The 13,221-nt window shown below is 37.6% G+C and carries 13 protein-coding genes and 1 pseudogene; 5 read left to right on the top strand and 9 right to left on the bottom strand.

All coding sequences use genetic code 11. The features are described from left to right. The 5 genes from ACIQXF_RS11280 to ACIQXF_RS11300 form a co-directional block, all read right to left on the bottom strand. The coding region (locus ACIQXF_RS11280; RefSeq protein ID WP_402782858.1) for a hypothetical protein at positions 1-229 on the bottom strand (229 nt) is incomplete at its 3' end. A gap of 181 nt (positions 230-410) precedes the next feature. Continuing rightward, a complete protein-coding gene (locus ACIQXF_RS11285; RefSeq protein ID WP_402782860.1) occupies positions 411-620 on the bottom strand; it encodes a hypothetical protein in 210 nt (69 codons plus the stop codon). A 228-nt stretch (positions 621-848) separates the two neighbouring features. Next, positions 849-1,346, bottom strand: coding sequence for a CcdC family protein (locus tag ACIQXF_RS11290; protein ID WP_402782861.1), 498 nt, complete (start codon positions 1,344-1,346; stop codon positions 849-851). Between the two features lie 24 nt (positions 1,347-1,370). Then, the gene (locus ACIQXF_RS11295; protein WP_402782863.1) at positions 1,371-1,757 is read right to left on the bottom strand and encodes a response regulator; all 387 of its coding nucleotides are present in this window, start codon (positions 1,755-1,757) and stop codon (positions 1,371-1,373) included. 35 nt (positions 1,758-1,792) lie between these two features. Next, positions 1,793-2,503: a cytochrome c biogenesis CcdA family protein gene (locus ACIQXF_RS11300; protein WP_402782865.1), complete on the bottom strand. Its 711-nt coding sequence runs from the start codon at positions 2,501-2,503 to the stop codon at positions 1,793-1,795. Between the two features lie 390 nt (positions 2,504-2,893). Between ACIQXF_RS11300 and ACIQXF_RS11305 the strand changes: the two genes are divergently transcribed. The 4 genes from ACIQXF_RS11305 (at position 2,894) to ACIQXF_RS11320 (ending at position 6,669) form a co-directional block, all read left to right on the top strand. Then, positions 2,894-3,622 carry a FadR/GntR family transcriptional regulator gene (locus tag ACIQXF_RS11305; RefSeq protein WP_402782867.1) on the top strand — a complete coding sequence of 243 codons (729 nt, stop codon included), beginning with the start codon at positions 2,894-2,896 and terminating at the stop codon, positions 3,620-3,622. A 172-nt stretch (positions 3,623-3,794) separates the two neighbouring features. Next, on the top strand, positions 3,795-4,511 hold the full coding sequence (locus tag ACIQXF_RS11310) for a (Fe-S)-binding protein (RefSeq protein ID WP_402782869.1): 717 nt from the start codon (positions 3,795-3,797) through the stop codon (positions 4,509-4,511). Between the two features lie 14 nt (positions 4,512-4,525). Continuing rightward, complete coding sequence (locus ACIQXF_RS11315; RefSeq protein WP_402782871.1) at positions 4,526-5,953, top strand: LutB/LldF family L-lactate oxidation iron-sulfur protein; 1,428 nt, start codon at positions 4,526-4,528, stop codon at positions 5,951-5,953. Next, positions 5,953-6,669: a LutC/YkgG family protein gene (locus ACIQXF_RS11320; RefSeq protein ID WP_402782873.1), complete on the top strand. Its 717-nt coding sequence runs from the start codon at positions 5,953-5,955 to the stop codon at positions 6,667-6,669. The genes ACIQXF_RS11315 and ACIQXF_RS11320 overlap by 1 nt, the downstream gene beginning before the upstream one ends. 57 nt (positions 6,670-6,726) lie before the next feature. On the opposite strand, the gene ACIQXF_RS11325 is transcribed toward ACIQXF_RS11320, so the two are convergent. Continuing rightward, positions 6,727-8,013: an MFS transporter gene (locus ACIQXF_RS11325; protein WP_402782875.1), complete on the bottom strand. Its 1,287-nt coding sequence runs from the start codon at positions 8,011-8,013 to the stop codon at positions 6,727-6,729. 139 nt (positions 8,014-8,152) lie between these two features. On the opposite strand from ACIQXF_RS11325, the gene ACIQXF_RS11330 reads away from it, so the two are divergent. Further along, complete coding sequence (locus ACIQXF_RS11330; RefSeq protein WP_402782877.1) at positions 8,153-9,403, top strand: helix-turn-helix domain-containing protein; 1,251 nt, start codon at positions 8,153-8,155, stop codon at positions 9,401-9,403. 50 nt (positions 9,404-9,453) lie between these two features. Here ACIQXF_RS11330 and ACIQXF_RS11335 read toward each other — a convergent pair. The 3 genes and pseudogenes from ACIQXF_RS11335 to rarD all read right to left on the bottom strand — a co-directional run. Next, positions 9,454-11,046 (bottom strand): annotated as a pseudogene (locus tag ACIQXF_RS11335) (endonuclease MutS2); the annotation flags it as partial. A gap of 624 nt (positions 11,047-11,670) precedes the next feature. Continuing rightward, positions 11,671-12,060, bottom strand: coding sequence for a DUF302 domain-containing protein (locus ACIQXF_RS11340; RefSeq protein ID WP_402782881.1), 390 nt, complete (start codon positions 12,058-12,060; stop codon positions 11,671-11,673). A gap of 127 nt (positions 12,061-12,187) precedes the next feature. After that, complete coding sequence (rarD, locus tag ACIQXF_RS11345) at positions 12,188-13,093, bottom strand: EamA family transporter RarD (protein ID WP_402782883.1); 906 nt, start codon at positions 13,091-13,093, stop codon at positions 12,188-12,190. Positions 13,094-13,221: the final 128 nt, after the last annotated feature.

Here is a 13,221-nt window from a genome sequence, read left to right on the forward strand (position 1 = left end):
TCTTTCCGTCACTTTTGCCTTTCCATCCGTCGTTCTGTCTTCCATCCGCCACTTTGGCTATTCTATCCATCGTTTTCGACTTTCTTTCCGTCGCTTTGACTAGTCCATCCGTCGCTTTTGCCTTGCTATCATCTCTCTGTCTTCTATCCGCCACTTTGGCCATTCTATCCGTCGTTTTCGACTTTCTTTCCGTCACTTTTGCCTTTCCATCCGTCGTTCTGTCTTCCATCCGCCACTTTGGCTATTCTATCCATCGTTTTCGACTTTCTTTCCGTCGCTTTCGCCTTGCTATCCATCTCTCTGTCTTCTATCCGCCACTTTGGCCATTCTATCCGTCGTTTTCGACTTTCTTTCCGTCATTTTGTCTAGTCCATCCATCGCTCTGTCTTCTATCCATCACTTTGACTATTCTATCCGTCGTTTTCGACTTTCTTTCCGTCGCCGTGACTAGTCCATCCATCGCTCTGTCTTCTATCCGTCACTTCTGACATTCTATCCGCCACTTTGGCTATTCCATCCGTCGTTTTCGACTTTCTTTCCGTCATTTTGTCTAGTCCATCCGTCGCTTTCGACTTTCTTTCCGCCACTTTGACAGCCCAATCCGTCGCTCTGTCTTCCATCCTCCACTTTGCTGACCTTATCCGCCACTCGAACTGTTCTATCCATTAGCCGAACTTCATTCAAAAAAAAGAGGCTGGGACAAAAAGAAAAAATGTTAGACCAAGATACAATCGGTCTAACATTTTTTTGATTTATGAAGGAATATTTAACTCAGAGAGGCGGAAAAGTTATTATCCATTTTCGCTATTTTTCAAAATAATCGGGTTCTGTCCCAGCCTCTTTTTCCATTACATATCCTTCAATGGAATAGTTTTTTTGACTTTTTTGAACTGTATGAGCATAGCAATTCGCCAAGGAAGTAACATTGCGAATGCTAAAATCCAAAACATGCCTGCTAGCTCGCCAACATCAATGGAGCTGCTTAATATCATTTTTGCAACAATACGGAAAACTAGCAGTCCGATTAATATAAACACGAAAGCTTTTGAACGTTTTAAATAGATATCCTGACCCTTTAATTCAAATTTAGAAGTAGCAATTAATATTGTCGAGAATACCATTCCGACTGCTGCCGCCTCTAGAATTTGCATAGGCGGAACTCTAAATTGTTCAAATAAAAACATGAATGCACCTGAAGACATTGCAATAGGTGGAATGATAATTTTCTTCTCATTTGTTGGTTTTTTGGATGCTCGCATACGTATAAACATAACAAAGCTACCCATAAAAATGGCCATAATGGTCGAGCCTATAACATAATATTGAGAAGGGATATTGCTTAACATATAAAATCCTCCTCTAATGTCAATTTAACAATTTTGTCCAAGTAATTGGTCTGCTACAGCTTTTAATCTATCTGGCTCGAAAGGCTTTGTGATAAAATCTTTCGCACCGCTTTCTATCGCTTCCACGATTAACTTCTGTTGACCTAAAGCCGTAATCATAATTATTTTTGCATTCGGAAATTCTGGGATGATTTTTTTTACTGCTGCAATACCTGTCATAACGGGCATTGTTACATCCATCGTTACTAGATCTGGTTGTAACTCGCGATACATGTCTACAGCTTCTTTACCATTTGCTGCCTTGCCGACTACCTCATAACCCCATTCAGTAAACATATTGCTTATTGCAACACGCATAAATAGCGTATCATCCACTACTAAAACTGTAGGCACATGTTCATCTCCCTCCACGTTAAAGTACAGTTTGCCTTTTATAGTTTAGCAGACTATAGTCCTGTAAATCCACCGAAAATAGGCGTTAAAATGCGTGTTATATACGTTAATCCATCAAAGAATAATAATACTCCAACGGCAATCATAATATAACCACCTATTTTCACGATTTTTTGGCTGTGCGTTCGAATCCAAGTCATACGTGCTATAAAGAAAGATAACACGAAGAATGGAATCGCAAAGCCTAAATAATAAGCTAACATATAGCTAAAGCCTGCGCTTGGATTAGCACTAGCTAATGCAATAATCGATGCTAGAATTGGGCCTGTACACGGCGTCCAACCAGCCGCAAAGGCTATTCCGATTAATACAGAACCAATATAACCAGATGGTCGATTTTTAAATTGGAATTTTCGATCTCTCATTAAAAAGTCAATTTGTAGTAATCCTACAATCATTAAACCAAATACTACGATTAAAATGGCACCAACCTGACGTAGTAATGTTTGATAATTAAGGAAGAACTCTGCTGCTAGAGATGCCCCTAGTCCAATCATAATAAAGATAATTGAAAATCCTAGTAAAAAGAATAATGTGTGGAAAATAGCACGCTTTTGTAACATACCGCGTTCCGATTTTAGCTCATCTAATGTCATACCTGTTATGTATGATAAAAATGCTGGATACAATGGAAGAGTACACGGTGAAATAAAGCTTAAAAACCCTGCACCAAAAGCTAAAAATACGTTAATATCAGTTCCCATATTTTTTCATTCGCTCCTTACAGTTACTGCCTCCATCGTACCAAAAATCACATTAAATTGCGCCCTTCTTGTTTGTGAACGTTTCATGGCAAAAAGGTGTTGAAAAAGTGAAATACCATACACACTTTATTATTCGGATGTTATTAGACCAAGAAACTCTTTTGTTCATGTTCTTTTGCATTATGCGCTCCCGTGAATTATCTGTCAACAATATTCGCCTTTATTCTACATTATATTAGGCTAACCTCAAATTGATTTTATAACATTTTCATATTAAGCTTTTTTCATTTACATAAAGTATTCATTTTATACAGCGAGTAAATTACTTTTCTTCATGTATAATAAACATATCGACAGAGCAAAAGATAGAGATAAATGAGGTGTAGCTCTTTGGAATTAAGAAAAATTAAACCTAAAAAAATATATGAGGAAGTTTCCGAAATCCTCTATGAAAAAATTAGAAGTGGCGTATTGAAGCCTGGTGATCGTCTTGACTCTGTAGAACAGCTTGCTGAACAATTACAAGTAAGTAGATCCGCAATTCGAGAAGCACTTTCCGCACTAAACGCAATGGGGCTCATTGATATTAAGCAGGGCTCGGGTACATTTGTCAAAAGTGTTCAACCCAACCAGCTTGATTTCCCCCTATCAACAGTGATCTTAACAAATAAGCAGGATGTCTCACATTTATTAGAAGTACGTAAAATTATCGAAGTGGGCGCAGCAGCTAGCGCAGCCATTCATCGAACAGAGGAAGACATACAATCAATGCTGGAAATTTTGGATGAGATGAAACGGGTACAAGGTGATGGTGAACTTGGAGAAAAAGTGGATTTTCAATTTCACGCAGCCATTTCAACAGCATCACAAAATCCCCTACTTGCAACTTTATTAGATCAAGTCTCAGGCTTAATGATCGAAATGATGAAAGAAACGCGCCGAATTTGGTTGTACTCAAAAAAAACAACAAGTGAAAAGCTATACGATGAACATATGCAAATTTTCCTTGCGATTAAACAGCAAAACGAGGAACTGGCAAAGCAAGCAATGGCTTCGCATCTAAGTAATGTGGAAAAGGTTTTAATGCAATATTTCGAAACAACAGAATCCATGAAATAACAAGAGCTGTCTATTTTTTCGAATAGACAGCTTTTAAATTTTTTGCGGTAAACACTTTTATTAGTCTGAAAAGTTGTAGTATTATAAAAATAATATATTTAACCATTAAGTCATCAGATGACCAGTTGATTAGCTGTTCCGTGAGGATTTGATGTATAAAGGAGCGATTATTATGAAGGTAACACTGTTTGCGACTTGTTTAGTTGATATGTTTCAAGGTGATGTAGGAAAAGCTGTCGTCGAAGTGCTTGAAAGGCTTGGCTGTGATATTGACTTTCCTGAAAATCAAATATGCTGTGGGCAGCCTGCCTACAATAGTGGCTACGTCAAAGAATCTAAAAATGCTATGAAAAAAATGATAACAACATTTGAGCATGCAGAGTATGTTGTCTCCCCTTCTGGTTCCTGTGCTTATATGTTTAAGGAATATCCAGAAGTGTTTAAAGGAGATCACGTTTGGGAACCAAAAGCGCAAGCATTAGCAGATAAAACCTATGAATTTACAGAGTTTATTGTAGATGTATTAAAGGTTGAGGATGTAGGTGCACATTTAGATGGCAAGGCTACTTATCATACCTCCTGTCATATGACACGCCTACTCGGTGTAAAGGAAGCACCATTTAAATTATTAAACCAAGTGAAAGGCTTACAGTATGTAGAACTCCCTGGGAAAGATCGTTGCTGTGGATTTGGGGGAACATTTTCAGTAAAAATGGGGAATATCTCGGGAGAAATGGTCAATGAAAAAGTACAAAATGTTGAAGAAACAGGAGCAAACATTTTAATCGGCGCCGATGCTGGCTGTTTAATCAATATTGGTGGTCGAATTAATCGACAAGGAAAGCCTATTAAAGTCATGCATATTGCGGAAGTATTGAACTGCCGATAAGAGGGGGAAAAGGGATGGCAATGAAAACAAGTGATGATAGCTTCAATCATCGTGTAACGAAGGAATTAGAAAATACATTTATGCGTGGCGCAGTGTCAAGCGCGCAGGAACGCTTTCAATCCCGTCGACTTACACAAGCACAAGAGCTCGGACATTGGGAAGAATGGCGCTCTCATGGAGAAGAAATAAGAAAGCATGTGTTGGCGAACTTAGATTTTTATTTATATCAGCTAAGTGAAAATGTCTCTAAAAGAGGTGGACATGTGTACTTTGCACAAACAGCACAAGAAGCGACAGACTATATTCAAAGCATCGCTAAAAAGAAAAATGCTACGAAAATCGTGAAGTCAAAATCCATGGTCACAGAAGAAATTAATTTAAACGCCGCTTTAGAGTCGCTTGGCTGTGAAGTCATTGAAACTGACCTAGGAGAGTACATTTTGCAAGTGGACGATCACGAGCCGCCATCTCATATCGTTGTTCCTGCCTTGCATAAAAATAAGGAGCAGATTCGAGATGTTTTTAAAGAAAAGCAAGGTTATGATAAAACTGAAAAACCAGAGGAGCTTGCCCTTTATGTACGTGAAAAATTAAGGCATGAATATTTAACAGCAGATATTGGCATTACAGGCTGTAATTTCGCTATTGCAGAAAGTGGCTCGATTACTCTCGTCACGAATGAAGGCAACGCCGATTTAGTGACCGCCCTACCTAAAACCCAAATTACGGTCATGGGAATGGAAAGAATCGTTCCTAGCTTTGAAGAGATGGAAGTGCTAGTGAGTTTATTAACGAGAAGTGCTGTTGGTCAAAAACTAACAAGCTATATTACAACATTAACGGGGATCAAAGATGAAGGTGACACAGATGGACCCGAGGAATTCCACTTAGTAATTGTTGATAATGGACGTTCTGATATTTTGGGTGGCGAATTCCAGCCTATTTTACAATGTATTCGCTGTGCAGCATGTGTCAATGCTTGCCCAGTTTATCGTCATGTTGGCGGGCATACGTACGGCTCTATCTACTCCGGACCAGTGGGTGTCGTTCTGTCACCATTATTAGGTGGCTATAATGATTTTAAGGAGCTACCATATGCCTCTACATTATGCGGTGCCTGCACAGATGCTTGTCCTGTAAAGATTCCGTTACATCAGCTTATTCATAGACATCGCCAAGTCATTGTTGAAAATGAAGGAAAGGCACCTGTATCGGAAAAGCTATTAATGAAGGCATTTGGTTTAGGTGCTTCCACCCCTGCCCTATATAAAATGGCGACAAAAATGGCTTCACCGGCAATGTCTCCATTTACAAAAGATAATAAAATTTCAAATGGCCCAGGTCCCCTAAAAGCATGGACGGAAGCAAGAGATTTTCCTGCTCCAAATAAGGATAATTTCCGTGACTGGTTTAAACACCGCCAAAAAGGAGGGCAAAAATAATGACAGGTACCATTCAAAATAGAGATGTATTTTTATCAAAAATCGCAAAACAGCTTGGACATGCACCGAAAACAGAACTCGCACGACCAACTTGGCAACATCAACCACAAGATCGCGTCCTAAAAGATGCAACAAGAGATGATTTAGTAGAAGTGTTAGCTGAGCAATGTAAAAATATCAATACAACTCTTGTCAAGACAACTACTACAAAGCTTTCAGATGATTTACACCAAGTGGTCGAAAATTATGGGGGTCATTCCGTGATCACCTGGAAGGACGAGCGTTTCCAAAGCTATGGACTATCAACCTTAATGGCTGAGCAGTGGCCACAAGCAAATATTCAACTATATGAATGGGACTCAGAGCAACCTGAGGAAAATATCCAACAGGCTGAAAAAGCAAACATCGGCATCACCATAAGCGAAATAACCTTAGCAGAATCAGGAACTGCCGTGCTTTTTAGTAACAAGGATAAAGGTAGATCAGTTAGTTTTTTGCCAGAGAAGTCTATTATATTAATTCCTAAAAGTACAATTGTTCCACGCATGACACAAGCAGCTCGCATTATTAGTGAAAAAATCAGACATGGCGAGCAAATTGCCTCCTGTATCAACTTTATAACAGGGCCAAGTAACTCAGCAGATATTGAAATGATTCCAGTTGTAGGTGTGCATGGACCGATTAAAGCTACTTATATTGTGATTGAGGACCAGTAATATAAAACCAGGCATGCTAGTGTGAATACATGCCTGGTTTTGTATATAAGAATAAATTTAATTGGCCATAGTTTCGGTCATGACCTCTTTATTATAAAACTCTGGATGAGCTTCTTTTAAGGTAGAAGTCCGTAGCAAGACTAGTGAGAGCGTAATAATAATCACACTTGTCACCGGCAAAATAACAATCGCTGGTAATGTATCGTATAACACCCCATAAACCATCATACCAATTGGCATCATCGACATAGCCATCGTTTCCATCAGCCCAAAGACACGCCCACGGTATTCTTCAGTTATATTTTTTTGCATATACACCCCGATTGGCATATTAATGCCCATTTCAAAAATAGCAAAAATAAAGTAAATAATAAGGTAAAATACAACAATTGTTACATATGAAAAATTTGTTACCAATGGAATCACTGCTAGCCCAACACTACCAGCCAATAGCAACAAGCTAATTTTCGAGAAACGTAATGGTGCCTTCACCTCTGGTCTTGTTGCAAAATAAAGTGAAGCTACTAGCATTCCTGCCGCACCCGAAGCCTCAATAAAGCCAAAATGCGTGGATTTTACTTTGAGCAGTTCAATAATAATATACGTTCCTCCAACAGCGATTGCTGAGAAGAATAAGTTAATCCATAAGGCAACCCACATAATCGTTTTAATGACTTTTTGTTGTTTTATATAATGAAAACCACTCTTGAGCCCTTCCCACATTTTTTCTTTTTTCACATCTTCCCCTCTTGTACTATAAAGGTTAAAATTCATAGTTGCTTCTAAACAAAAGGCAATGGCATAAGCCACTACATTGACCATTAAAAATACGTCCATCTCAAAGAATCCGTACATCATTCCCCCAATTACTGGTCCCCCGATCATAGCTACAGACGTCGACAATTGATTAAATGACATGGCACGCTGTAAACGCTCTGGATTAACAAGCGTTGCAATCGCAGATGAAAACGTTACTCCAGAAAAAGCAGAGCAAATGGTATTGAAAACAGTAGCCGTATAAACTGCATACACCGATAAGCCTACCGTTTCTGTATAAAGTAGTAATCCACCCACTGTCAAAATGGTACCAGCTTGTGCAAGTAGAATTGTACGCTTTTTCGAATAATTATCTGCCACATAGCCTGCTAATGGTGCTACAAGTGCACGTGGTAACACGGAACAAATCATATTGGTCGCAAAGCTCATTGCCGACCCTGTCATGGCTAAAATATACAAACTGATTCCAAACGCCATGACATGAGACCCTAACATGGCAATCATTTTACTGGCAGTAAATGTCCACAAATGATATGTCGCCTTTTTATATTTTGCCGCTTCATTCATGCAAAATCCCTCCATATTTTCAATTACGTTAAAAAGTTTAATTTTATTAAACAAAATATACCACAATTCCCACTTTTCACGCAAGAGAAAGTTTAATATAATTAAACAAAGGACATGTTATAAAAAAGGAGGCGAGGCAATGGACTCTTTAGGTACAAGAATTCGCAAATTAAGAAAGGAACAAAAATTAACATTAGAGGCACTTGCCGGTGATCGTCTAACAAAAGGTATGTTAAGCCAAATTGAAAATGGTAAGGCCAAGCCTTCAATGGAAAGCCTTGATTTTATCGCTGAGCGTCTAGGGGTAAAAGCAAGTGAATTACTTGAGCAAGTAACTCCCTCTACGGTACGTCAACTTTTAGAGCAGGTAGAAATTTTGTTTGCGGAATTAAAACTTGGTGATACAGATAATATGCAGCAAATCGTAGAGATGATTAAGCCTTACGTAGAAGAGCTTTCGCCTAGTTATGAAGCAGGTCGTTTACTGTATATATATGCAGCAGCACAATATCATGCGGGATCAACGGCATGGGAGTCACCTCTTCAACAGGCACGCTATATGTTTAAGGAAATTAATTTACTAAGTCATTGGTTTGAAACCTATATATTACAGATGAATATATTATCGGTAGAACGAAACTACAAAATAGCTTATTCTTGTATTTTACAGGCGAAAGAAGAGTCTGAGCAGGAAAATTACCAATTAGATTCGCGAGATGCTGTGAAAATGGCTTATTATATTAGCCTTTTTCAGTTAGCAATTGGCGAACATGAAGCAGGTAAACAGCTTATTTATGAGACCATTACCAATGCACATAAAAATCAATTTTACTCTTATATTGATGATATGTATCGTATTGGGGCGTTTTGTGCAATGATTGACAATGATTTCGAGCAAGTAGAGCATATGCTGAAGAAGCTTGAGCAGTATCGAATTTTTGTTGAACGAATAGATGTGGATGCTTTTATTTTCTTATTACGAGCTCATTATTATAACAATTACACTCACGATTATCAGCAGGCTCTAGAGGAAATGGAGAATTTTCGTCCACTTATGGATATGGGAACGATTAAATTTGATAAAAACTTATATTATTGTGAAAAAGGTAAATCCTTATATTTGCTAGGTCGATATGAAGAAGCTAAGGAAGCATTTGACCATTTTACAAGCATTCCTTCATCCATCTTACATCCATATGACATATTAGGCATTAATGAATGCTTTTCCTATAAAGCGCTTTGTTATGCACACTTTGGTGAGTTAACAACAGCCTACGAAATCGCCAAGATGGCCTATAAGGATTCTCAGGATTTAATTGATCTACCTTACAAACAAAAAATTGAAGAAACTTATTATTCAATTAAAGCACAAATAGATACGGTTCAATAATTATTAAAGGGATTGCACACTTGTGCAATCCCTTTTCTCTTACCTCAATTTCTCTGTTTCTCAATTTCAGGCTTCCTGATTTTACTATCATTTACTCGTTCTAGATGGTAATCCTTATTCGCCATATAGTCTTTCGCTCTTTGCAATACCGTTTCACGAACATTCATTTTCTGTGAAATCCACAGAGCATTACTATCTCCAGACGTGCCGATAACTAGTTGATACAACGGTTCTAATGTTTCACTATTAAAACGCATTGCCGCATTCATAAAATCGCTATGCATTTCAGAAAAACGCTTAATTTCACCGTAATGGGTTGTGGCAACTGTGATGCATCCCATATGATAAAACTCCTCTAAAATAGAAATGGCTAATGCTGCTCCTTCATTTGGTTCAGTACCACTGCCTATTTCATCAAATAGTAAAAGTGTATTATTGTTAGATGCCCTCATAATATCAGAAAGATTTTTCATATGCGATGAAAACGTACTAAGTGCATTTTCAATACTTTGATTATCACCGATGTCTACAAAAATATGATCAAATATAGCTATTTCAGTACCTTTATCTGCAACAATATGGAAGCCTGACATAGTAGCCAATGTTAATAAGCCAATGGTTTTTAGGACGACTGTTTTTCCACCAGCATTCGGTCCTGTAATGATTAAGCTGCGATAATCTTTACCAATTTCAAAATGAAGGGGCACCGCCTCACCGGTTAACAGTGGATGCTTACAATTGATGAGCTTTATATAGCCAACATCATTTAAACTGGGTGCTCCGCCACCAATATGCTTGCTAAACTTAGCTTTGGCAAATACCATATCATATTGGCTAATTAACTCCATGTTGATGTTGATTTCACGGATATTTTCCATCAGTAATCCAGATAACGTCGCTAAAATCTGATATTCCTCTACCGCTTCCTCTGCTTTCAAAGTGGCCATTTCCACATTTAATTTAGCAACTGCACTTGGTTCCATAAAGACCGTTGCACCTTTTGATGACATCTCCACTACCGTTCCTTGCACATGATTTTTATAAGAAGCCTTAATAGGAATCGTGTATCGATCATCCTTTTTACTAATAAAGAATTCCTGGATATATGTTTTATTTGCACTATTATTTAAAAATTTTGCTAAGCGATCTTTAATTTTTTCCTCTGTTGTTTCGATATGATTTCGGATACGCTTTAACTCTCTACTCGCAGCAGAATCCACACGATTTGCTTTAATCGCAAAATTGATCTCCTCTTCTATGCTCTTGAATTCAGCCATAGATTTCGCATAGGAGGCAAGGACTGGTGCAAAAAACTCCTTTTCCAGCATAAATTTTTTAATTTTTCTACAGCCTCTTAAAAAGTCTGAGATACTAACTAATTCACTTGGGTCTAAAATAATCCCCTTTTCAAGCTTTTTGATAGTATTGTCGATATTCGAAATCCCTAAAAATGGGACATGACCTTCCGCATCTAAAATTGCTCTTGCTTCAGTTGTTTCATTCAAACGATTTTTAACAACTGTCAAACTTGGACTCGGCGTTAATTTATCTAATAACTGTTTCCCTAACCCACTGACACAGTATGATTTAACGATATCCTTTAATTCATTGTATTGTAACTTCTCAAAAGTAGTATGATTCATTGTTAATTTCTCCTCACTATGATTTTCCCTTAATCATTCATGAAGATACCTACTCATTAGATAGCAATGATTTATTCAATTAAAAAAACAAAAAAAGCTGTGGGGACACCACAGCTTTTACATTACAAGGCATGTGTAATAAGCATCGTGAAAAAGACTTCAATCAATTATGCCTCGGCATAATTGCGTCCGGAATCGGCTTTGTGCAAGCACAAAGCATTCCTTTCCGATTCCGTGACATCCTCCAGAGGCTTTGGGCCAACGTGATGTTGGTCACTCAGTCGTTGCCACAGGACGTGGCGTTCTTAGACTGAGTTCCTCTATTTCAGCGGATGTTTGCTGAAAGAAGTTAAAATGAAGTTTAGTCAGAGCATTACACGCTTTATAAAGTATTGTAGGTATCTTCATAGGTATCGAAATAAATCCACAACTAAATAAGGGGTCTCTATAAGATACAAATCCCCTGTAGTCATTAAAATTTATTTCATGTAATTGTTCCTATTTAGAACCTACCGCACTCATCAAAAGCACCTCTCATTAATTTATAATCAACATCATTGTTATCTAATTGACTGCCATTATATTACTATATACTGACAAAAAAGTAAAGTGCTTATTTATTCATCATTTACTTTTCTCTAATACATCCATTAGAATTTTTTCAATTTTTTCAGCAATTAATTTTAATTCAGGGTCATTTAACAACCCTATCATCGCAGTTGGTTTTGGAAGGCCGATTTTCGTTTTCCCTGCATCTTCATAAACCGTTATCTTACACGGCAGGAAGTATCCAACTAATGCATTATGACCAAGTACCTTCGCTGCTTCTACTGGATTACAGACCTCGAGAATTCTATAAGGCATTGTAAAACTATCTACGCCTTTTTTATGCAACGTTTCAGTTAAGTTGAGCTCCCATAAAACGCCGAATTTATGTTCTTTTAAATTTATGTCTATAGCTGAAATTGTTTCTTCAATCGTTTTATTTGATGTGACTGTATAGTGAAAATCCATAAAGTTTCTCCTCTTTCATTGTAAACGATATTCATTCATGACATTTTTATTTGAGTTAAAGATAGAATAGCTTTATTTTTATGGATTATACAAAAAGGACTTGTAGAAAATTTCTACAAGCCCTTTATTAAGCAGATTTATGGTGAGCCTTTCTCGTTTCAATAATTTTCGAACCTGAAAACAGTAGTAAGGCTGCCCAAATAATACTGAATGCTAAAAGTTCTACTTGACTAAACGGCTCTTTATAAAGCACGATCCCTAAAATTAATACAATTGTCGGTGAGACATATTGAATAAAGCCTAATAAATAGAGCGGGATATTTTGTGCCCCTTTCGCAAATAAAATTAAAGGTACGGCTGTCACTATACCACTGACAATCATAAGGATGTCTGTTTTCACATCAACATGTAAGAATGAGGCTTGATCCGTTGTAAATAGGTAAACATAATAGCCTAATGCAAACGGTAGAATAAATAGCGTTTCAATAGCTAGTCCTCTTGTCGCATCAAGGGTAATTTTCTTTTTCAAAACACCGTAAATAGCGAAGGATATAGCAATAAGAAGCGCTACCCAAGGAACTGAACCATAGTTAATCGTTAATATAATAACTGCCAAAAAGGCGATTCCAGTAGCTGCCCACTGTGCACGACTAAGAGTTTCTTTAAAGAAAAAGACTCCAAAAATAACTGACAGCAGTGGATTAATATAATAGCCTAAGCTCGTTTCAATTAAGTGGTTATGAGTAACTGCCCAAATATATAAGTACCAATTCATTGAAATAACAAAGGAAGCTCCCGCAAGCTGCCAGAAATGCTTTTGGTGTGACCATAAATATTTTAAATCCGCTAGAAGGTCTTTGCGCATACCAAATACAACTACTGCTAGTACTGTAAAGACAAAGGACCAAATGACGCGTGACAATAAAATTTCCATACTCGGTACATGCTCGAGTAATTTCCAATATAGAGGAAAGGCACCCCAGAAGGCATAAGCCAAGAATGCTGCCAAAACCCCTTTTTTCTCATTTGACATTGCCTCTAACTCTCCTACTCTTGTTGAAATCAATTACGACTTTTTCGTAAAATTCCCTAATCAATTATGCCTCGGCATAATTGCGTCCGAAGGCTTTAACTTCTAAAAGAATAGACTAATTATAGGAC

The sequence above is a fragment of the Lysinibacillus sp. NPDC097231 genome (assembly GCF_044761885.1).
Taxonomy (GTDB): Bacteria; Bacillota; Bacilli; order Bacillales_A; family Planococcaceae; genus Lysinibacillus.

Coding starts and splice junctions, on each gene's coding strand:
- ACIQXF_RS11330 (WP_402782877.1), top strand. CDS start 8,153: ATGGACTCTTTAGGTACAAGAATTCGCAAATTAAGAAAGGAACAAAAA.
- ACIQXF_RS11320 (WP_402782873.1), top strand. CDS start 5,953: ATGACAGGTACCATTCAAAATAGAGATGTATTTTTATCAAAAATCGCA.
- ACIQXF_RS11285 (WP_402782860.1), bottom strand. CDS start 620: ATGGAAGACAGAGCGACGGATTGGGCTGTCAAAGTGGCGGAAAGAAAG.
- ACIQXF_RS11300 (WP_402782865.1), bottom strand. CDS start 2,503: ATGGGAACTGATATTAACGTATTTTTAGCTTTTGGTGCAGGGTTTTTA.
- ACIQXF_RS11340 (WP_402782881.1), bottom strand. CDS start 12,060: ATGGATTTTCACTATACAGTCACATCAAATAAAACGATTGAAGAAACA.
- ACIQXF_RS11325 (WP_402782875.1), bottom strand. CDS start 8,013: ATGAATGAAGCGGCAAAATATAAAAAGGCGACATATCATTTGTGGACA.
- rarD (WP_402782883.1), bottom strand. CDS start 13,093: ATGTCAAATGAGAAAAAAGGGGTTTTGGCAGCATTCTTGGCTTATGCC.
- ACIQXF_RS11315 (WP_402782871.1), top strand. CDS start 4,526: ATGGCAATGAAAACAAGTGATGATAGCTTCAATCATCGTGTAACGAAG.
- ACIQXF_RS11310 (WP_402782869.1), top strand. CDS start 3,795: ATGAAGGTAACACTGTTTGCGACTTGTTTAGTTGATATGTTTCAAGGT.
- ACIQXF_RS11290 (WP_402782861.1), bottom strand. CDS start 1,346: ATGTTAAGCAATATCCCTTCTCAATATTATGTTATAGGCTCGACCATT.